Source organism: Amycolatopsis sp. NPDC004368 (genome assembly GCF_053602515.1).
Genome location: NZ_JBSGDT010000066.1, coordinates 1 through 18,447, shown reverse-complemented (window position 1 = coordinate 18,447; position 18,447 = coordinate 1). Strand labels below are relative to the sequence as shown.

The 18,447-nt window shown below is 72.9% G+C and carries 20 protein-coding genes and 1 pseudogene; 7 read left to right on the top strand and 14 right to left on the bottom strand.

What is annotated here, in order from left to right:
• The 3 genes from ACWEOE_RS41440 to ACWEOE_RS41430 form a co-directional block, all read left to right on the top strand.
• Nucleotides 1-218, top strand: a 218-nt coding sequence (locus tag ACWEOE_RS41440) for a hypothetical protein (RefSeq protein ID WP_452019223.1), incomplete at its 5' end; no start/stop codon positions are given.
• On the top strand, nt 215-721 hold the full coding sequence (locus ACWEOE_RS41435) for a mycothiol transferase (protein WP_452019221.1): 507 nt from the start codon (nt 215-217) through the stop codon (nt 719-721). The genes ACWEOE_RS41440 and ACWEOE_RS41435, both read left to right, overlap by 4 nt.
• A 268-nt stretch (nt 722-989) precedes the next feature.
• The gene (locus ACWEOE_RS41430) at nt 990-1,454 is read left to right on the top strand and encodes an NADPH-dependent FMN reductase (protein ID WP_452019217.1); all 465 of its coding nucleotides are present in this window, start codon (nt 990-992) and stop codon (nt 1,452-1,454) included.
• Between the two features lie 38 nt (nt 1,455-1,492).
• Here the strand turns inward: ACWEOE_RS41430 and ACWEOE_RS41425 are convergent, their stop codons facing one another.
• From ACWEOE_RS41425 to ACWEOE_RS41415, 3 genes and pseudogenes are all read right to left on the bottom strand, one after another.
• A complete protein-coding gene (locus tag ACWEOE_RS41425) occupies nt 1,493-1,975 on the bottom strand; it encodes a hypothetical protein (protein WP_452019215.1) in 483 nt (160 codons plus the stop codon).
• A complete protein-coding gene (locus ACWEOE_RS41420; RefSeq protein ID WP_452019213.1) occupies nt 1,972-3,405 on the bottom strand; it encodes an ATP-binding protein in 1,434 nt (477 codons plus the stop codon). The genes ACWEOE_RS41425 and ACWEOE_RS41420 overlap by 4 nt, the downstream gene beginning before the upstream one ends.
• Nucleotides 3,402-4,087, bottom strand: a pseudogene (locus tag ACWEOE_RS41415) (response regulator). The gene ACWEOE_RS41420 and the pseudogene ACWEOE_RS41415 overlap by 4 nt, the downstream one beginning before the upstream one ends.
• 111 nt (nt 4,088-4,198) lie before the next feature.
• Between ACWEOE_RS41415 and ACWEOE_RS41410 the strand changes: the two are divergent.
• Together ACWEOE_RS41410 and ACWEOE_RS41405 are read left to right on the top strand one after the other, a co-directional pair.
• Nucleotides 4,199-5,104 (top strand): phosphatase PAP2 family protein, encoded by a 906-nt coding sequence (locus ACWEOE_RS41410; protein ID WP_452019211.1) that lies wholly within the window; start codon nt 4,199-4,201, stop codon nt 5,102-5,104.
• 82 nt (nt 5,105-5,186) lie between these two features.
• On the top strand, nt 5,187-6,575 hold the full coding sequence (locus tag ACWEOE_RS41405; protein WP_452019209.1) for a pyridoxal phosphate-dependent decarboxylase family protein: 1,389 nt from the start codon (nt 5,187-5,189) through the stop codon (nt 6,573-6,575).
• Here ACWEOE_RS41405 and ACWEOE_RS41400 read toward each other — a convergent pair.
• On the bottom strand, nt 6,553-7,524 hold the full coding sequence (locus tag ACWEOE_RS41400) for a pirin family protein (RefSeq protein WP_452019207.1): 972 nt from the start codon (nt 7,522-7,524) through the stop codon (nt 6,553-6,555). The genes ACWEOE_RS41405 and ACWEOE_RS41400 overlap by 23 nt on opposite strands.
• Nucleotides 7,525-7,600: 76 nt before the next feature.
• Nucleotides 7,601-8,056: a hypothetical protein gene (locus ACWEOE_RS41395; protein WP_452019205.1), complete on the bottom strand. Its 456-nt coding sequence runs from the start codon at nt 8,054-8,056 to the stop codon at nt 7,601-7,603.
• Between the two features lie 61 nt (nt 8,057-8,117).
• On the opposite strand from ACWEOE_RS41395, the gene ACWEOE_RS41390 reads away from it, so the two are divergent.
• The gene (locus tag ACWEOE_RS41390; protein WP_452019203.1) at nt 8,118-8,945 is read left to right on the top strand and encodes an alpha/beta fold hydrolase; all 828 of its coding nucleotides are present in this window, start codon (nt 8,118-8,120) and stop codon (nt 8,943-8,945) included.
• A gap of 24 nt (nt 8,946-8,969) precedes the next feature.
• Here ACWEOE_RS41390 and ku read toward each other — a convergent pair whose 3' ends face one another.
• The 8 genes from ku to ACWEOE_RS41350 all read right to left on the bottom strand — a co-directional run bounded on the left by ku (nt 8,970) and on the right by ACWEOE_RS41350 (nt 16,058).
• Nucleotides 8,970-9,908 carry a non-homologous end joining protein Ku gene (gene ku, locus ACWEOE_RS41385; RefSeq protein ID WP_452019201.1) on the bottom strand — a complete coding sequence of 313 codons (939 nt, stop codon included), beginning with the start codon at nt 9,906-9,908 and terminating at the stop codon, nt 8,970-8,972.
• Nucleotides 9,909-9,968: 60 nt separating this feature from the next.
• Nucleotides 9,969-10,388 carry a DUF6292 family protein gene (locus tag ACWEOE_RS41380; RefSeq protein WP_452019199.1) on the bottom strand — a complete coding sequence of 140 codons (420 nt, stop codon included), beginning with the start codon at nt 10,386-10,388 and terminating at the stop codon, nt 9,969-9,971.
• A gap of 116 nt (nt 10,389-10,504) precedes the next feature.
• Complete coding sequence (locus ACWEOE_RS41375) at nt 10,505-10,879, bottom strand: response regulator (protein WP_452019197.1); 375 nt, start codon at nt 10,877-10,879, stop codon at nt 10,505-10,507.
• A complete protein-coding gene (locus tag ACWEOE_RS41370) occupies nt 10,876-12,303 on the bottom strand; it encodes a PAS domain-containing sensor histidine kinase (protein ID WP_452019195.1) in 1,428 nt (475 codons plus the stop codon). The genes ACWEOE_RS41375 and ACWEOE_RS41370 overlap by 4 nt, the downstream gene beginning before the upstream one ends.
• A 43-nt stretch (nt 12,304-12,346) precedes the next feature.
• On the bottom strand, nt 12,347-12,736 hold the full coding sequence (locus tag ACWEOE_RS41365) for an ATP-binding protein (protein ID WP_452019193.1): 390 nt from the start codon (nt 12,734-12,736) through the stop codon (nt 12,347-12,349).
• A 71-nt stretch (nt 12,737-12,807) separates the two neighbouring features.
• The gene (locus ACWEOE_RS41360) at nt 12,808-13,458 is read right to left on the bottom strand and encodes a response regulator transcription factor (protein WP_452019191.1); all 651 of its coding nucleotides are present in this window, start codon (nt 13,456-13,458) and stop codon (nt 12,808-12,810) included.
• Between the two features lie 296 nt (nt 13,459-13,754).
• On the bottom strand, nt 13,755-14,852 hold the full coding sequence (locus ACWEOE_RS41355) for a carboxylate-amine ligase (RefSeq protein WP_452019189.1): 1,098 nt from the start codon (nt 14,850-14,852) through the stop codon (nt 13,755-13,757).
• Nucleotides 14,853-14,870: 18 nt separating this feature from the next.
• Entirely contained in the window at nt 14,871-16,058 is a 1,188-nt protein-coding gene (locus ACWEOE_RS41350) for an amidohydrolase (protein ID WP_452019188.1), read from the bottom strand.
• Nucleotides 16,059-16,187: 129 nt separating this feature from the next.
• Between ACWEOE_RS41350 and ACWEOE_RS41345 the strand changes: the two genes are divergently transcribed.
• A complete protein-coding gene (locus tag ACWEOE_RS41345) occupies nt 16,188-17,171 on the top strand; it encodes a hypothetical protein (RefSeq protein ID WP_452019186.1) in 984 nt (327 codons plus the stop codon).
• 40 nt (nt 17,172-17,211) lie between these two features.
• Here ACWEOE_RS41345 and ACWEOE_RS41340 read toward each other — a convergent pair whose 3' ends face one another.
• Nucleotides 17,212-18,201: an FUSC family protein gene (locus ACWEOE_RS41340; protein ID WP_452019184.1), complete on the bottom strand. Its 990-nt coding sequence runs from the start codon at nt 18,199-18,201 to the stop codon at nt 17,212-17,214.
• Nucleotides 18,202-18,447: the final 246 nt, after the last annotated feature.

Here is an 18,447-nt window from a genome sequence, read left to right as displayed (position 1 = left end):
TTACCGGAGACCTCACCTGTTTGATCTACGACACGCCGGACCGGCGACGTTGCTCAGCAATCTACCTGGTCAGCACATCAAAACAGGCTCTAGCCGTGCTGTCACCAGCCGCCCGCACCCGCCGCGCCCGGCCGCCGGAATTCGGTGGTGGCGCGGCGGTTTGCGTGCGGCATGATCGGGGTAGCAGGCAGACACAACCCGAGGAGGACTACGGATGAACGTGGCCGATCTGCTCGTGGACGGCTTCGGCCGGATCCAGGAGGTCGTGCACCAGGCGGTCGACGGCCTGACCGGCGACCGGCTCGTGGCGCGGCCGGGGCCCGACGCCAACTCGATCGCCTGGCTCGTGTGGCACCTCACGCGGGTGCAGGACGACCACGTCGCCGAGGTCGCGGGCACCGAGCAGATCTGGACCGCGCAGGACTGGCACCGCCGCTTCGGCCTGCCGTTCTCGCCGTCCGACACAGGCTACGCCCACAGCAGCGACGAGGTCGCCGCGGTGCAGGTCGACGACCCGAAGCTGCTCACGGGCTACTACGACGCCGTGCACGAGCACACCGTGGCCTGGCTCGGCACGCTGGACGAGACTGCGCTCGACGCCGTGGTCGACGAGCACTGGGACCCGCCCGTGACGCTGGGCGTGCGGCTGGTCAGCGTGCTGTCCGACGACCTGCAGCACGCCGGGCAGGCCGCCTACGTCCGCGGGCTCGTGCTGGGCTGAGGCCCGGCGCAGCCGTGCCCGTGGTGGTCCTCCGGGAGCCGTCTCGGCCCGGGACCTTCACGGTCCGGCTTGACTTCGAGCGAGCTTGAAGTTTCACACTCGGTCCCCGTGCGGGGCAGTCGGTCCCGCTCGGGAACCGAGGAGAACCATCGTGTCACTGAGTTCCGTCCGGCTTGCCGTGATCGTCGGCAGTGTCCGGGAAGGACGGTTCGCGCCGACGGTCGCGAACTGGTTCACCCGCGAAGCCGCCGAGCACGGCGGGTTCTAGGTGGACGTGGTCGACGTCGCCGACCTGGCTCTGCCGTTGGCCTTTCCCGCGTTCGGCTCGTCGCCGGCGCCCGAGGTCGCGCGGCTCGCGGCCCGGCTCGCCGCGGCCGACGCGTTCGTGGTGATCACACCCGAGTACAACCACAGCTACCCGGCCTCGCTCAAGAACGCCGTCGACTGGTTCCGCTCCGAGTGGCAGGCCAAACCCGTCGCTTTCGTGGCGTACGGCGGACTTTCCGGCGGGCTGCGGGCGGTGGAGCACCTGCGACCGGTCTTCGCCGAGCTGCACGCCGTGACCATCCGCGACACCGTGAGCTTCCACGGCGCCCACGGCCGGTTCGACGCCTCCGGCCGCCCCACCGATGCCGAGGCGACCGGTGAAGCGGCGAAGAAGCTGCTCGACCAGCTGGAGTGGTGGGCGCGCTCGCTCGCCGACGCGCGAGCGTTGCGCGCGTACCCCGCCTGACGTGCGGGTCGGAACGTGCCGGGTCAGAACGTGCCGGGTCAGAACGTGCACAGCGTGGGCCCGAGGCGCAGGTCGGGCGTGACCACCGAGACCCCGCGCAGGTCCACCGGCAGCCCGGCCGCCGACATCGCGGCCACGGTCGTGCAGACCACTTGGTCCACCCCGAGGTAGACCGGCTTGATCGGGAACGGGATGGTCACCGTCGGCGGTGAGCTCGTGGTGTCGACGGTGATCTGGCCGCCGCTGCCGGACAGCAGCGAGTAGTACCCGCTCTTCTCCTCGATCGCCGTGGGGCCGCGGAACAGCTCGTTCACCGCCACCTCCGGCGAGACCGGCCTGCCCCAGCTGCGCACGACCGGGGCGAGCCGGCCGTCGACCAGGAAGTACAGCGTGAGCTGGTTGGCGCGGGCGCCCGGGCCGACCGCGGTCGGGGCGGGACCGGCGGGCACGACGACGGTGGGCTGGATGCCGCAGGCGCTCACCAGCAGGACCACGGCGAGGGCGGCCGCGAGTTTCTTCATCGCGGCTCCCCGGCCGGCCGGGGGTGGCGGGGCAGGCGCAAGGTGAACCGGGCGCCCGTGCCGGTGTCGGCGGCCTCGACGTCGCCGCCGTGCAGCCGGGCGTTCTCCCGGGCGATCGAGAGGCCGAGGCCGCTGCCCTCCGAGCGGGCCCGCGCCGTGTCGGCCTTGGTGAAGCGGTCGAACACGCGGGGCAGCACGGCGTCGGGGATACCGGGACCGTGGTCGGTGACTTCGAGCGAGACGGTGTGCTCGTCGGCCGTGAGCCGGACTTCGACCGGGGGTTCGCCGTGGCGCAGGGCGTTGCCGACGAGGTTCGCGACGACGATGTCGAGCCGCCGAGGGTCGACGGTGGCCACGACCCCGGCCGGCAGGTCCGTGACGATGCCGTCGCCGGCGCTCCAGCCACGCGCGGCGAGGGTGTCGCGCACGCCTTGCGCCACGTCCCACTCCTCGAGCCGCAGCTCGGCGCGGCCGGCGTCGAACCGCGAGATCTCCACGAGGTCCTGCACGAGCCGCGTGAGCCGCCGCGTTTCGGCCGAAACCAGGCGCGCGGCCACGGCGGTGTCGGCGGGCAGCTGCTCGGCGTCCTCGTCGAGCACGTCGGTCACCGCGTTCATCGCGGCCAGGGGGGTGCGCAGCTCGTGGGAGACGTCGGCGACGAACCGGCGCGCGTCGGCCTCCATCGCCCGCAGCGTGCCGACGGTGCGCTCCAGCTCCGCCGCAGTGCTGTTGAACGTGGTCACGAGCTGGGCCAGCTCGTCGGACCCCTTGGCCGGCAGGCGGACGTCGAGCTGGCCGTGGCCGAGCTTGCGGGCGGCGGTGTTGAGCGCGCGCACCGGGCGCAGCACCTGCCGGGCGGCCAGCAGCGCCAGCACGACGGCGATCGGCAGCGCCAGGGCGGCGGTCTGCCAGGCGCGCTCGGCCAGCTGGTCGATCGCGGCCTGCTGGGCGGTCAGCGAGACCATGGCGTAGACCTCGACGCCGGTGTGCGCCAAGCCGTTGTCGGCGCGTTGCAGCACCGGCATCCCGACCACGAGCAGCGGGGTGTCGCCGCTGATCACGCGCTTGAACTGGATCGTGGCGCCGCCGGCGACGTCGGCGCGCAGGTCGGCGGGCAGCTGGGCGGGGTCGAGGCCCGATCGCGAGTGCAGGTTCCCGTAGAGCGCGACGGTGGTGCCCTTGAGGTTGTCGGCCAGGTCGTCGAGCTGACGCTGGTCCGGTGGCAGCGTCATCTGCGGCAGGTAGGCGGTGACCTGGTCGCGCAGCTGCACCATGGCCGGGTCCTGCACGCCCTGCAGGATGGTCGTGCGGGCCGTCACGTAGCTGGCCCCGGCCGCCGCGGCCGCGCCGACCAGCGTCATCGCCGCGAAGGACAGCACCAGCCGGGGCCGCAGCCCCGAGAGCCACGGCCGCAGCCGGGGACGGCTCACGAGCGCCCGAACCGGTAGCCGAAGCCCCGCACGGTCTGGACGTGGTCGGGACGCGCCGGCACGTCCTCGATCTTGGCCCGCAGCCGCTGCACACAGGCGTCGACGAGGCGCGAGTCGCCGAGGTAGTCGTGGTCCCACACGGCGGTGAGCAGCTGCCGGCGGCTGTACACCTGGCCCGGGGTGCGGGAGATCTCGAGCAGCAGCTTGAGCTCGGTGGGCGTCAGCGCGACCGGTTCACCGCGTTTCGTGACGAGCATGCCCGCGCGGTCGATCTGCAGCTCGCCGTGGTGTTCGACCTCGCCCGCGCGCCCGTCGTGGTCGCTGACGGCGCGCCGCAGCACGGCCCGGATCCGCGCGTCGAGCACGCGGGGCTCCACGGGCTTGACCACGTAATCGTCGGCGCCCGCCTCCAGGCCCGCGACCACGTCGAAATCGTCGCTGCGGGCGGTGAGCATGATGATCGGGACCTCGCCCACGGCACGCATCCGGCGGCAGGTCTCGAACCCGTCCATGCCGGGCAGCATCAGGTCGAGCACCACGAGGTCGGGCAGGTGCTTGCGCACCGCGTCCAGCCCCGCCTCGCCCGAGCCCGCCGTGTGCACCACGTGTCCCTGCCTGCGCAGGCCAGCTCGAGGCCTTCCCGTACGGCCTCGTCGTCCTCGACCACCAACACCTCTGCCACCCCGGCCATTATTCGGAAAACGGGGGCGGCGGGCGAACCGGGGCGATCTTGTAGCAAAACCATGACACGGCACTGACGGAGTCGCCAAATCCCGAGCCGAGACTCGGGTGCATGGCAGTGACGTTCCCCGAGGCACCCCCGATCACCCCGTCCGGCTCCCCGCGCCACGCGCTCGAAGTGCGGACGCGAGCACGCACCGTGCTGCTGGTCGCGAGCGCCGTGGGCTGCGCGGTCGCGTTCCTCGTGGCGTACCTGCTCTTCGTGCGCACGGCGGCGGGCCAGGAGGCGGAGAACGGCGTGGTGCGCAGTGCCCAGGACAACCTCGGATCCACTGTGGACTGGGCGGCGCCGCTGCGTGACGTGGACCTCGTGGTGCTGCTGGGCGCGGTCGCCGTGCTCGTGGTCACCCTCGCCCTCGTGCGGCGCCGCTTCGCCCTCGGCGTCACGGCGCTGGTGCTGCTGGTGGCGCCGCTGGTGGCCGCGCAGCTGCTCAAGACCTATGTGCTCGACCGGCCCGGGAGCCACCACGGCTACGCGGTCGCGAGCCACAACAGCTTCCCGAGCGGGCACGTCAGCGCGGCGACGGCGGTGTTGTTCGCGCTGGCGGTGGTGCTGCCCGCGCGGATGCGCACCTGGGTGCTCGCCGTGGGTTCACTCGGCGTCGCCTGGGTCGCCGCGGCGACCGTCGCGCTCGGCTGGCACCGGCTTTCGGACACCGTGGGCGGCTGCCTGCTCGTGGCCACCGCGGTGTGCGCCGGCGCGGCGGTCGTCTCGGCCCGGCGCCCCGACGGGCGGCGGGTCCCGGTGATCTCGACGGTGATCGCCCTGCTGGGCCCCTCGGTCGTGGTGCTCGGCGGGTTCGCGGTGCTCGCCTCGGCCACCTCGGTGGCCGCCCGGTTCGTGGCGGCGCTCGTGCTGGCGGGTGTGTCGGCGGTGGCGCTGGTGCTGCTGGTGGCCGGCCCGGTGCGCAAGGTGAATTTCGACCCGGGCCGGGCGCGCACGCGGCTGACGCGCTGACGGCACCGAGACCACTTCCCGGGGATTGGTCGGCGACGCCTCCCTCCGCCCGCGGTTAGGGTCGCGGCCAAGGAGGTGGGGCGTGTACGGGAAGCTGGCGCAGGACCTGGAGGATCTCCCGGGGTTGCTCGACGTCGCGCGGGAGCAGGCGGGGGAGTGGCTCGCCAAGGTGGCCGAGCGGCCCGCGGCGGTGCCGCCGGGCCCGGTCGAAGCGGTCGGGTTGCCGCAGGACGGCGTGGGCGCGCGAGGTGCCCTGGCGGAGTTCGGGCGGCGGTGGGCGCCGGGGTTCGCGGGCAGTGCCGGGCCGCGGTACCTGGGGTTCGTGACGGGTGGCGCGACGCCCGCGGCGGTGGCCGGGGACTGGCTCACGGCGGCGGTGGACCAGAACCCCGTGTCGGCGCTGGACTCGTCCGCGCCGGACCTGGAACGGGAAACCGTCGCGTGGCTGGCGGAGCTGTTCGGGCTCGGGACGGGGTTCAGCGGGGCGTTCGTGTCGGGCGCGACGATGTCCAATGTGGTCGGTCTGGCGATCGGGCGCGAGTGGCTCGGGGAACGGCTCGGGGTCAGCGTCGCCGACGCCGGGGTCGGGGCGCTCGGAACCGTCGCGGTGCTGAGCGGGGCGCCGCACTCCAGCGCGCTCAAGGCGATGGCCGTGCTGGGGCTGGGACGCGGGGCGCTGCGGCGGGTGCCGCTGCTGCCCGGACGGGAGGCCGTCGACGTCGAGGCGCTCGAACGGCAGCTGCGCGAGCACGCCGGGCCCGCGATCGTGATCGCCAACGCCGGCACGGTGAACACCGTCGACTTCGACGACCTGCGGGCGATCGCCGCGCTGAAGGAGAAGTACCCGTTGTGGCTGCACGTCGACGCGGCGTTCGGCGCGTTCGCGGCGCTCTCGCCCGGGCACGCGCACCTGGTCGACGGGCTGGCGCTGGCCGATTCGGTGTGCGTGGACCTGCACAAGTGGCTCAACGTGCCCTACGACTCGGCGATCCAGTTCAGCCGCCGCCTGGACCTGCAGGTGCGGGTGTTCCAGAACTCCGCGGCCTACCTCGGCCACCCCGGCGAGAACCCGGACTTCGTGCACCGCACGCCCGAATCGTCGCGGCGGCTGCGGGCGCTGGCCGCGTGGTGCACGCTCGCGGCATACGGGCGGGCGGGGCACCGCGAGATCGTGGAACGCTGCGTCGCCCACGCCCGCGACCTCGGCGAGCGCCTGGCCGCAACACCGCGGTGGCGGCTGCTCGCGCCAGTGCGGCTCAACGTCGTGTGCTTCACGCTCGCCGAAAACCCCACACCGGAGCGCATCGACGCGGTGGTGCGCGCCGTCGCGGCGGGCGGCCAGACCTTCGTGACGCCGACGGTCTACGAGGGCGTGCCGGCGTTGCGGGCCGCGTTCAGCAACTGGCGTACCGGAAGCGAGGACGTGGATCGCATCTTCGCCGCGCTGGTCACGGGTTCCGGCGCGGCTTGATCCGCACGTTCGGCAGCACCGGCGCGGGCAGCCGCGCCGGTGCGCCGGGCACCTCGGGGATCGCGCCGAACTGCGCCGACCCGGCCTGCCACGCCTCGCGGAAGGCCACGATCTCCTCGTGCGTGCGCCCGACGAAGTTCCACCACATCACGATCTCCTCGCCGAACGGCGGCCCGCCGAGCAGTACCACGCGCGCGGCGCCGTCGCCGGTGTTCGCGAACTCCAAGGTGGCGTGGCCGGTGCCGAGGTAACCCAGGTCCGTGCTGTGCAGGGCCGAGCCGGCGAAGGTGATCTCGCCGGAGTCGACGAGCACGCCGTGTTCGTAGGAGGGATCGACCTCGAGCGCCACGCGCGCGGCGGGCGCCAGGACCAGCTCCGCGCCGAGCAGGGGCGTGAACGTCTTGACGGGCGACGTCTCACCCGCGAGCGAGCCGAGGAACACGCGCGCGGTGGCGCCGTCGAGTTCGGTGGCGGGCGGGACGTAGTGCTGGAAGTCGCGCTCGGCGTGGCGGTGCGCGTCGGGCAGCGCGACCCACAGTTGCACGCCGTGCAGCGTGGTGGTGGCCGGCGTGGAGACCTCCGAGTGGCAGATGCCGTGGCCGCCGGTCATGAGGTTCAGCTCGCCGGGGCGGATCATCGCGTGGGAACCGAGGCTGTCGCGGTGCTCGATCTCGCCGGCGAACAGCCAGCTCACCGTCTGCAGGCCGGTGTGCGGGTGCGAGCCCACGGACATGCCGCCGGTTTTCGCCGGGTCGTCGGGCCCGTAGTGGTCGGCGAAGCACCACGCCCCCACGAGCGAACGCTCGCGCTGCGGCAGCGTGCGGCGCACCTTCATCGCGCGCGGCCCGCCCAGCGGCACGTCGCGCGCGCCGAGGATCTCGACCCCGCCGTGGCCGGCCGCGTCGTCCCCGCAGTCCAGGACGGGTGGCTCGGTTTCGACGTTGCTCATCGGTTCCTCCAGTCGCGCGGGTGCGTCTTTGCGAACCTTAGCGCCGAAGCCGGTGAGCACTGGGCTTGCGCGGCCCTCAGTCCGGTGAGCTCGGCGTGGCTTCGTGCCCGGGCAGGCCGACCGTGCGGTTCTCCCGCTTCACGCGGGCCTCGGCGAGGTGGCGCAGGCCGCGGGTGAGCTCGCGGACGCGGGCCTCGTGGTCGTGGAACACGCGGTAGTAGGTGGCGTCGTACTCCTCGACGATCTGGAACGTCCAGCGGCCGTGGAGCACGTTGCGGCCGAGCAGGTGCTCGGCCAGCCGGTCGGCGTGGTCGTCGTGGCCCGCGTCACGCAGCTGGGCGATGCCGTCGGCGAGCTTCTCGTCCGCGGAACCGGTGAGCTGGTGGAACGCGTAGAGGTGACCGCGGGCGATCTCGACGGTCTCGAGCGCCTCGGTGATCCTGCCGACCGCCTCCAGCGTGGCGCGGTCGGGTTCGAGGCGCTCGGCCGCGGCGTCGTCGAGGCGGAGGTCGGGGTGGGTGTCTGAGTCCATATCGCGAAGTACCCCGTGAAGCCGGTTCCCTCACGCCGCCCGGCCGCTAGAGTCGCGCCGCATGGGGACCTCACACGATCTGGCGTTCACCGGCGGCCGCGTGCTGCGAGTGCACGACAGCGGCCGCGGCGACGCCCTCACCGTGGTCTGGCACCACGGCACGCCGCAGACCGGCGCGCTGCTGGCACCGGTGCTCGCCGCCGCCGACGCCCGGGGGATCCGGGTGGTCTCCTACGGTCGTCCCGGCTACGGCGGGTCGGCCCCCGCCCCGGGCCGCACTGTGGGCTCGGCGGCCGAGGACGTGCGCTCGCTCGCCGACGCCCTGGGGCTGGAGCGGTTCGCGGTGGTCGGGGCCTCGGGCGGCGGTTCGCACGCGCTCGCCTGCGCCGCGCTGCTGCCCGAGCGTGTCGTCGCGGCGGTGGGGCTGGCCGCGGTCGCGCCGTACACCGAGGAGTTCGACTGGTTCGGCGGCATGGCCGACCCGACTTCGCTGCGCGCCGCGCGGGAAGGCCGCGAAGCTCGGCTGGCCCACGGGCTGACGCACGAGTTCGAGCCCGAGAGCTTCGTGGAGCCCGACTGGGCCGCGCTGCGCGGGGAGTGGGCGGCGCTGGGCACCGACGCCGGGCAGGCGGGCGCCGCAGGCCCCGACGGCGAGGTCGACGACGACGTCGCCTACGTCTCGCCGTGGGGCTTCGAGCTCACCGCCGTGCGCAGGCCCGTGCTGCTGGCCCAAGGCGGTGCCGACCGCGTGATCCCCGCGGCCCACGCGCGGCACCTGCTCGCGCGGCTGCCCGACGCCGAGCTGTGGCTGCGGCCCCGTGACGGGCACATTTCGGTGCTCGAAGCGTTGCCCACCGCGTTCGACTGGCTGCTCGCCCGGGTCCGGTAGGTTCGCCGAGTCCCCTGTGGACGGTCAAGACGCCGCTTCGAGCGCCTGCTGCAGGTCCGCGCGTTTCATCTTCGACCGGCCCTTGATCTCACGCTCCTTGGCCAGCTGGTCGAGCTCGGCCTTGGTGAGGTCGGCCAGCTTCGGGCCCTTCTTGCTGCTCTTGTCACTCTTGCCCCGCCGTTTGCCGCTCTTCACACTGCGCTGCAGGGCCTCGAACAGGTCCACCACCTGAGTCGGCTCCGCGGCCTCCTCGGCCGGGGTGACCGTGTCGCCCTTGCGCTTGGCCGCGATCAGCTCGTGGACGCGGTCGGTGAACGTGTCGCGGTAGTCCTCGGGCCGCCAGTCCTCCGTCATGGCCTCGATGAGGTTCACGGCCATGTCGAACTCCTTGCCCCGCGCGGGCGCCTTCTCGGGCAAGTCCGGCAACGACTTCTCCCGGTCGCGCAGATCGGCGGCGAAGTGCAGCGTGTCGAGCAGCATCACGCCGTCGCCGGCCCGCACGAGCGCCAGGTACTCGCGCCCGCGCAGCACGAACTTGGCCACGCCCGCCTTGTCCGTCTTCGCCATCGCCGCCAGCAGCAGCGAGTACGGCTTGTCGTAGTCCGAGCTCGCGGGCGCGAGCCAGTAGGTGCGGTCGAAGAACATCGGGTCGATGTCGGCGAGGTCGGCGAACGCCTCGACGTCGAGCGAGCGGCTGCGCCCGGGGGCGATCTCGTCGAGCTCCTCGGGCTCGACCAGCACGTAATCACCGTCGTCGAGCTCGTAGCCCTTCACGATCTCGCCGAGGTCGACCTCGTCGCCGGTGCGCTCGTTGACCCGCCGGTAGCGGATGCGGTCGCTGGTGCCGCGCTCGAACTGCCGGAAGTGCACGGTGTGGTCCTCGATCGCGCTGTAGAGCCGCACCGGTACCGTCACCAGGCCGAGGGTGAGCGAACCACTCCACACAGGTCGTTTCGGGGCCATCACGCACTCCTTTCCCGATCAGGGGGTACCCAGTTCCGGACCCGGTGTCACCCGGCTCACTCAGCCGAGCCGTGCCAGCAGGTCTTCGTGGTCACCGGGGCGGCGCAGCCGGCGCGGATCGGGACGGCCGAGGGTGTGGTCGGCCGCGTGCAGCGCCGCCACGAACCGGGCGACGGCACCGGGTTCGGCGAGCACGTCGTCACCCTCGAGGTAGGCCAGCACGATGAGGTCCTCCCCGCACGAGGCCTCGATCGCGGCCGCCCAGCCGTGCGCCTCGTCCCACAGCAGCGCCAGGTCGCGATCGGGGAACCGCTCGAGCCGCCGATCGAGCGCGACGTACGCGGAGACGGGCACGTCGAGGTCGATAGTGCACGACTCCAGTCCCACCCCGACCGCCGCCGCCACCCGCCCGAGGTAACCCCGCAACGCGCGGTCGAGCCGGTGGTCCACGCCGAGGTCCGCATCCACGAAACTGCTCACGGCACAACCCTCTCTGTCGCCGGGGGAAGGGGATCACCCTGGGAGGCGAGGACGGGCTACCCCGTTGCGGAGCAGGTCACACCCGGTTTTCGCGTGATTTTCGTGGCACGGGCCCGCTATCGCCGCGCGAGCCGCCGCACCGCCTCGACGATTTCGCGGTTCGGCACACCCTTCGTGAGGTACTCGACCGCCCCCGCGGTTTCCATGGACGTGATCGACGAGCGGTCCGAGTAGGCGGAGAACGCGAGGATCGCCGTGTCCGGACAGCGCTGGGCGATCTCGCGGGCGGCGCGGGCTCCGCCGCCGCCGGGCATGCGGACGTCGAGGACCGCGACGGCGGGGCGGTGCTGCTCGGCCAGCGTGATGGCCTCGTCGGCGTCACGGCCGACACCGACGACCTCGATGTCGGGTTGTCCGTCGAGGACGTCGCGCAGGGCATCGCGGATCAGGTCGTCGTCGTCGCTGATCACGACGCGCAGGGGGCCGGTCACGGCTGGGCGTCCGGGGCGCTCGGCAGCCAGAACTCCACGCTCGTGCCGGCGCCGGGGGCGCTGGTCATCGACCACCAGCCGTGGGCCGACTCGGCGCGTTCGCGCATCTCGATCAGGCCGAAGTGGTCCCGGCCGGGGTCGGTGCCGGTCACGGCGGTGCCGACCCCGTCGTCGGTCACGCGGAACAGCGTGCCGTTGTCCACTGTGGACAACAAAACCTCCACTCGCGACGCGCGGGCGTGCTTGTGCACGTTGATGAGTGCTTCCTGGCAGATCCGGTACCCCGTGACGGCGGCCGCCGGGGTCGGCTCGGCGGTGAGGGTGTGGCGCAGCGTGTAGTCGAGCCCCCACGCGGGCAGGACCTCCTCGAGGTGACCGGTGAGCGCTACCACGAGGCCGTGGCCGTCGAGGTCCGGCGGGCGCAGCCGCGACACGAGCGTGCGCAGCCGGCCCACGGCCCCGCGCACCGACTCGTCGAGCGCTTCCACTCCCGCGCGGTGTTCCTCGGGCAGCCGGTCGGCCAGCAGCTGCAACCGCATGCCGACGGCGACCATGGACTGGATCGAGTCGTCGTGCACGTCCCACGCGATGCGCCGCCGTTCCACCTCCTGCGCGTCCACGAGGTGCCCGACGAGCCGGCGCCGTTCGCCCAGGGTGCGCTCGGCGGTGCGGCGCTCGGTCATGTCGCGGGTGACCTTGCCGAAACCGCGGTGGTTGCCCTCGTCGTCGAACAGGGCGGTGATCACGACGTTGGCCCAGAACCGGGTGCCGTTCTTGCGCACCCGCCAGCCTTCGTCCTCGATCCGCCCGTCGGTGAGCGCGATTTCGAGCTCGCGCTCGGGTTTGCCCGCCACGATGTCAAATGCCGGGTAGAACACGGAGAAGTGCTGTCCGATGATCTCGTCGGCGCGGTAGCCCTTGATGCGTTCGGCGCCGGCGTTCCAGCTGATGATGCGCCCGCCCGGGTCGAGCATGAAGATCGCGTAGTCCACCACGTCCTGCACGAGCAGCCGGAACCGCTCCTCGCTCTCGCGCAGCGCCTGCTCGGCGGTGCGGCGTTCGGTCATGTCGCGGGTGACCTTGCCGAAACCGCGGTGGTTGCCCTCGTCGTCGAACAGGGCGGTGATCACGACGTTGGCCCAGAACCGGGTGCCGTTCTTGCGCACCCGCCAGCCTTCGTCCTCGATCCGTCCGTCGGTGAGCGCGATTTCGAGCTCGCGCTCGGGTTTGCCCGCCGTGATGTCGGCGGCGGGGTAGAAGACGGAGAAGTGCTGTCCGATGATCTCGTCGGCGCGGTAGCCCTTGATGCGTTCGGCGCCGGTGTTCCAGCTGATGATGCGCCCGCCCGGGTCGAGCATGAAGATCGCGTAGTCGAGGACACCCCGCACCAGCAGGCCGAGGTCGTCGGGCGTGGCTTCGTCCATGCCCCAACTCTGCCCCATCACCGGCACCGGGGCAGCTTCCTGCTCATTCGCGCGGAGATCGGCCGAGCTCACACCACACGACCTTCCCTCGGACACCGGGCGTGACGCCCCAGTCGAGCGAGAGCTCCCGCACCAGCCGCAGACCCCAGCCGCCGTCCGGGCCGGGCGCGCGCGTCGCGGGCAGCACCGGGCTGTCGTCGGCGACCTCCAGCCGGACGACGGCGCCGGCCTGCCGCAGCCGCACCACGGGCCGGCCCCGGCCGTGCTGCAGGGCGTTGGTGGCCAGCTCGGTGACGATCAGCAGCGCGTCGTCGGTCACGGCGCCGAAACCCCAGCCGGTGACCGTCGCCCGCGTGAAGTCGCGCGCGAGGGCGAGACCGGCCACCGATTCCGGCAGCACGCACTCGGCGACGACGGGCGCAGGGACCTCCACGAGCCCACTCTGGGGCAAACCGCGGCGGCGCGGCAGACGCAGATCATCGCCGCGTCACTGACGCAGCTGCATCAATCCAGCAGGCCTTCGCGGCGAGCGAGGGCCACGGCTTCGAGCTTCGACCGCGCGCCGAGCTTCTCCAGCACGCGCTGCACGTGGTTGCGCGTGGTGTTGCGGGTGACGCCGAGGCGGTCGCCGATCTCCTCGGTGCTCGCGCCTTCCGCGAGCAGCTGCAGCGTTTCCCGCTCCCGCACGGTCAGCGCCGAGCCGTTGCCGCGGGCCCGGCCGGTGAGCCGGTCGAGCACCCCGGGCAGCAGCGCCGCGTCGAACACGACCTCACCCTCGGCGACCCGCTGCACCGCCGACTCCAGCTGGTCGAGCGGCGCCGACTTGAGCAACAGCCCCCGACCGCCCGCTTCGGCCACCCGCGCGGCGACGGCGGCGGTCGCGTCACCGGTGATCACGAGCACCCGCGAACCCAGCGCGGCGAGATCCCCGATCACGGCCACGGCATCCCCGTCGGGCAGCCGCCGGTCGAGCACCACGACATCGGGCCGCAGCCGGGCCGTGTCGGCCGTCGCCGCCTCCCGCGACCGGGACCGGCCGACCACCGCCAGCGCGGGGGAGCGCTGCAGAGCCAGTTCGAGCGCCTGCGCCACCATGTCGTGGTCCTCCACGAGCAGCACCCGCACCGGGCCAGCGAAGCGGGGCTCGACAGGCATGGCGCTGCCTTTCATCTGGGACCGGGGACCGGGGCGCTGCGAAAGCTGACCACTCATCGTAATGGTCTCGCACGTGTCGACCGAGTTCAGGCCTGCGACCACTGTGTTGTCTGCCCCGGCTGAGTTTTTGGCCCCGGCTCCGCCGGGGCGTGCGAGATCGCCTTTGAGCCGGCGTCTCGATCAGACGGTGCGATCTCGCTGGTGGGTTTCCTTGAGGGCTTCAGTTGTCGGTTTGTGGCGCGATGGTCCGGTCGCGGGTCGTGTGCGCTGGGTGAGGCCGGAGGGGGTGGACGGGATCAAGTTGCAGGGCTGGGGTCGTCGGGGCGGAGAGCGCATGCGTCCACCACGTCGGTGGCGTCGTGGCGGGCGGTGAAAAGCCGGCGTTGGCGGTCGGCACCGGAGCCTTCGCGGGTGAGGCGGGCGAGGCCGTCGGTGACGAAGGCGGTGTCGCCGGTGGCCGCCAGCGCGGGGGCGCAGAAGGCGGTCAGCCGGGCGAGGACCTCGGTGGTGGGCAGGAGGTCACCGGTGGTGGGGTCGGGGCATTGGCCCTTGACGCCTTCGCGGGCGGCGCGCCAGAGCCGGCCGCGAAGGACCTCGTTGGACAGGTGCGGGGGCTCCCCGGCGTCGAGCACCGTGGTCACGAGCGCGCGGCACAGCACGGCGAGCAGCGCGGCCTCTTCTGCGGTCGCGGCGACGTCGGCCACGCGGAACTCGACCGTCGGCTGGTTCTCCGACAGGCGCACGTCCCAGTAGACCATCCCGCGGTCGAGGATCGCGCCCGCGCGCAGCCACGCGTCGACCACGCCTTCGTAGTCCGCGTGCGAGGCGAACCGCGGTGGCGGCCCGGCCGACGGCCAGCGCGCCCATTCCTGGTGCCGCCAGCTGCAGTACCCGGTGTCCAAACCGTCGGCGATCGCCGAGTTCGCCGTCACGGTCAGCAGCACCGGCAGCCACGGGCGCACGTGCCCGATCACGCGGGTGCCGGCCTCGGCGTCGGGAATCGCCACGTGGACGTGGCAGCCGCAGGTGAGCGTGGCGCGGGCGGTGGCGCCGAAGTGCTCGGCCATCCGCCGGTAGCGCGAGGTCGGGGTGATGGCGGGCGGGTGGTCCGACGCGACGGGCGGGGTGGCGCAGGGCAGGATCCGCAGGCCGCGCCGATCCGCCGCGCGGGCGAGCGCCACGCGCATCGACCGCAGCTGCTTGATCGCCTCGTCGGGGGAGTCGCAGATCCCGGTGGCGGTCTCGGCCTGGGATCGGGTGAGCTCGTGCTGGAGGTCCCCGGGCGTGCTCTCGTCGGCGGTTTCGAGCACGGCGCCGGCGGCGTGCGCCGGGCGACCGGCGGCGTCGACGACCAGGAACTCCTCTTCGATCCCGAAGGTACGCACTTCGACCATGGCGGTCCTTTCCCCGGGTCAGCGTTCGGTGCGGGCCTGGTCCGCGAAGCAGTCCCAGGCCTGCGCCACCAGAGCCTGGTGGGCGAGCAAGTCCACTGTGGTCCGGCCGAGGGCTGTCGCGGCGGCGAGCAGCACCGCGTGAGCCCGCGGTGACGCGGCCGCGGCGGTGAACTCGGGGGTGCGTTCCGCGTGGCCGTTTTCGCTGATCGCGATGAACGGGTGGATCGCCGGCACGCGCAGGCTCACGTCGCCGATGTCGGAGGAGCCGGGGAACACGCCGGGTTCCGCCTGCGCGGCGTGGATGCCGCGTGCGGTGAGGTGGCGGGCGAAGTGGGCCGAGAGCACGGGGTTGTCGCGGAAGTGGGCGCAGCCGGGGCCGAGGCGGTCGGTTTCGGCTTTCGCGCCGGTGGCCAGGGCCGCGCCTTCGGCGCACGCCGCCACGTCGGACACCAGTTCCTCCAGCGCCCGCTTGGTCGGCGCGGACAGCCCGAACCGGGCCTCGGCCAGGTCGGGGACGACCGCGGTGGACTCGCCGCCGCGCGTGATGATGCCGCGCACGTGGGTGCCGGCGGGCAGGCGCGACTGCAGGGCCGCGACGGCGGTGAACGTCTGCACGAGCGTGGCCACCGCGTCGACGCCGCGGCGGGGTTCGGCGGTCGGGTGGGCGGCGCGGCCGTGCACCCGCACGCGGACCTCGGTGCGCGCGGTGAGCGGGGCCGACGTCCAGGAGTGCGTGCCGGGGTGGAAGACCAGGGCCGCGTCGACGTCGTCGAACACCCCCGCGGCGACCAGCGCCGGTTTGCCCGTGGCCGGTTCCGCGGCGGGGCAGCCGACCACGAGGATCGAGCCGCGGTCGTCACCGGCGACGGTGCGTGCGGCGAGTGCCGCGCCGAGGCCCGCGGCCGCGACGAGGTTGCGGCCGCTCGCGTGCCCGAGGCCGGGCAGCGCGTCGTACTCCAGCAGCAGCGCCACGCACGGCCGGGTCTCACCGTGGCGCGCGGTGAACGCCGTGGGCAGGCCGGCGACGTCACGGGTGACGGTGAAACCGGCCTCGGCCAGCTCGCCGGTGAGCGTGCGGACGGCCGCGTGTTCGGCGCCGGCCTGCTCGGGGCCGGCGTGCAACGCGCGCGCGATCGACCACAGCCGCTCGTCCAGCCGCTCGATCTCCACATCGACCCGCTCGTGGCGGGTTTCGTCGGCCTCCATGCGCCACACATACCCGCCCGGCGGCCATTCGACTCCGGCGGGGTGCGCGAGTGGGTAATTCGGCCGTGTGCCCGGCGCGGTCGGTGGGGAATCGTCGGAGCCACCACAGCCGAGTCGGACGGAGCGGGCATGACAGCGGGAAGCTACCGGGTGAGCTCGACCGAAGTGCGGTCGATCGTGTCGAACGTGGAGAGCCTCGGCTCTTCGGCGATGTCCTCGACGCGCGACCTCGAGTCGCTCGTGATCGACGCGCTGTCGTTCGCCGGGATCGGCAGCGGGGTGGCCGCGGCGAACTCGACGCTGCAGTCGCAGCTGGTGTCCTCGCTCGGCAAGTTCGTGCGCCTGATCGGCGAGGTCAGCGGCAAGGTGCAGTCGGCGGTGCAGGGCTACACCGACGCCGACACGGCCGTGGCGCAGGCGCTCGGCGGTGGTACGCAAGCCCAGGCACAGACTCAGACCCCGGCTCAGCCGGCGGCCGGCGGTGGGGCCGGCGGTGGGGCCGCGGGTGGTGGGGCAGCGGCGGGTGGTGGGGCGACCGCGCTGGACGACCGCGTCGTCGACTCGATCATGCGGTCCGAGGGCGCGACCGGCGAGCAGGGCGGCGTGCGCGAGGTCTACGGCTTCCGCCAGAACATGCACAACGGCTACGACGAGATCATGGCCGCGCGCAACCAGTACGGCATCGGCAGCCCCGAGGAGCACGCCGTCGTCGCGCGGCTGATGTCCGCCAACGCCCGCACCGCAGGCGCCCTCGACTTCACCGACCCCGGCACCCAGGCCGCCGTGATGTCCGGCGCCCACATGCGCGGCGCGGGCGGCGTGCGCGCCATCCTCAACCACCTGGGCGGCGCCGACATCGTGCGCAGCGCCGGCACCCTCGACCCGGCCGCGGTGCAGCACATCCAGGGCCTCACCCCCGAACAGTTCCAACAGGACTTCCACGACGCCCGCATCGAGTACGACCGCCAGATCTACGGCGGCACGACCACCACGCAGGGCGGGCACACCCAGAACTGGTGGGACCGCTACGGCAACGGCCTCACCCAGCGCTACGACCGTGAACAACAGCAGTTTCTCACTTTTTCGCGGCCCGCCGAACCGCAAGCACGGTAAACGTTCGCCACTTTCCCCACCGGCCACGCCGCGAGATCGCTCAAGGGCGATCTCGCACGCCTCGGCGGAGCCGAGGCAGACATCGCAGTAGAGCGGCGATGCGGCGCAAGGGCCGGCGGGCGATGGCGCCGAGGCGGGTGTCGTCGGCTTCGGCGTTGTGGACCATCGCGGCTTCGGCGGCGGCCAGCGAAGGCGGATCGGGCGTGCCGGTGAGCACGGCCTCGACGGCGTCGGCCAGGGGAATGGCCACTTCGGATGTGTCGGTGGGCTCGCCGCGAGCCGCGAGTTCCGTGCAGTCCTCGAAGTGGATGCGCACGAGGGTGCCCACGTCGGCCGCGGTGCGCGCGGCCGGGCCCAGCGGCGCGAGGCGGGCGGGTTCGGTGCGCCGCCACCACGGGTGCAGGCGCACCGCCTTGCTCGCGGCGGCGTGCTTCCCGGGCAGCTCCCGCGCGCGGGTTTCGACGGCGCGCACAGCCTCCTCGTCGACGGGCGAGCGCAGGTTGCGCGCGAGATCCGCCGCAGTGGCGGTCAGCTCGGTCACGAACGTGCGCGCCGGGTTCTTCGGCAGCAACAACGGCGCCAGCACCACGGTGACCCCGGCACCCACGGCCGTCTCCCACAGGCGCGACACCGCGTAGGAATCCGGGTCGGTACTGGCGAACACCAGCAGCGCCGACACGGCCACCTGGATGTTGAGCGCCCCGCCGATCCGCACCACGATGCCGACCGCGAGCGCCAGCGCCAACGCGAGCGCCAGCGTCGAGGGGTGCAGCACCCGCAGCACCACGATCCCGATCGACAGCCCGCAGACCACCCCGGCCAGCCGCGCCAGGGACACGTTGAACGTCGAATACGGCGCCTCCCGCATCGACACGAGAGGCACGACCACCGCGTACACCGGCGGGTGCTGGGCGCCCAGCCAGAGGCACAGCTGCCACGCCAGCGCCGCCGTCACCACGATCCGCAGCGCGAACGGCCCGTCGGCACGAAGCAGAACACCCACGCGGGCGAGAACTCGATCGGCCCCCATCTGCCCATCCTCGGGCCATACCGGTGAAAGGTCCAGCACCAGGCCAGGCCATGCGGCGTCCGGCCATGGCCGCAAGGATGCCGAACCCACCCGCGGTCGAGTGACCACCCGCCACGCGACCCCGCGGCGCGAGGCAAAGGGCAGAGCATCCGCCTAGGGCCTGTCCTCAAAGCCAGATGAGCAGTGTGGCCAGATCGATCATGCTCCGGTAGGAGGCGGCGGTCTTGTCGAACCGGGTCGCGATGG

Excerpts from the sequence above, each read along its gene's own strand:
- ACWEOE_RS41435 (WP_452019221.1), top strand. The coding sequence starts at position 215 with ATGAACGTGGCCGATCTGCTCGTGGACGGCTTCGGCCGGATCCAGGAG.
- ACWEOE_RS41425 (WP_452019215.1), bottom strand. The coding sequence starts at position 1,975 with ATGAAGAAACTCGCGGCCGCCCTCGCCGTGGTCCTGCTGGTGAGCGCC.
- ACWEOE_RS41410 (WP_452019211.1), top strand. The coding sequence starts at position 4,199 with ATGGCAGTGACGTTCCCCGAGGCACCCCCGATCACCCCGTCCGGCTCC.
- ACWEOE_RS41400 (WP_452019207.1), bottom strand. The coding sequence starts at position 7,524 with ATGAGCAACGTCGAAACCGAGCCACCCGTCCTGGACTGCGGGGACGAC.
- ACWEOE_RS41395 (WP_452019205.1), bottom strand. The coding sequence starts at position 8,056 with ATGGACTCAGACACCCACCCCGACCTCCGCCTCGACGACGCCGCGGCC.
- ACWEOE_RS41390 (WP_452019203.1), top strand. The coding sequence starts at position 8,118 with ATGGGGACCTCACACGATCTGGCGTTCACCGGCGGCCGCGTGCTGCGA.
- ku (WP_452019201.1), bottom strand. The coding sequence starts at position 9,908 with ATGGCCCCGAAACGACCTGTGTGGAGTGGTTCGCTCACCCTCGGCCTG.
- ACWEOE_RS41370 (WP_452019195.1), bottom strand. The coding sequence starts at position 12,303 with ATGGACGAAGCCACGCCCGACGACCTCGGCCTGCTGGTGCGGGGTGTC.
- ACWEOE_RS41360 (WP_452019191.1), bottom strand. The coding sequence starts at position 13,458 with ATGCCTGTCGAGCCCCGCTTCGCTGGCCCGGTGCGGGTGCTGCTCGTG.
- ACWEOE_RS41355 (WP_452019189.1), bottom strand. The coding sequence starts at position 14,852 with ATGGTCGAAGTGCGTACCTTCGGGATCGAAGAGGAGTTCCTGGTCGTC.
- ACWEOE_RS41350 (WP_452019188.1), bottom strand. The coding sequence starts at position 16,058 with ATGGAGGCCGACGAAACCCGCCACGAGCGGGTCGATGTGGAGATCGAG.
- ACWEOE_RS41345 (WP_452019186.1), top strand. The coding sequence starts at position 16,188 with ATGACAGCGGGAAGCTACCGGGTGAGCTCGACCGAAGTGCGGTCGATC.
- ACWEOE_RS41340 (WP_452019184.1), bottom strand. The coding sequence starts at position 18,201 with ATGGGGGCCGATCGAGTTCTCGCCCGCGTGGGTGTTCTGCTTCGTGCC.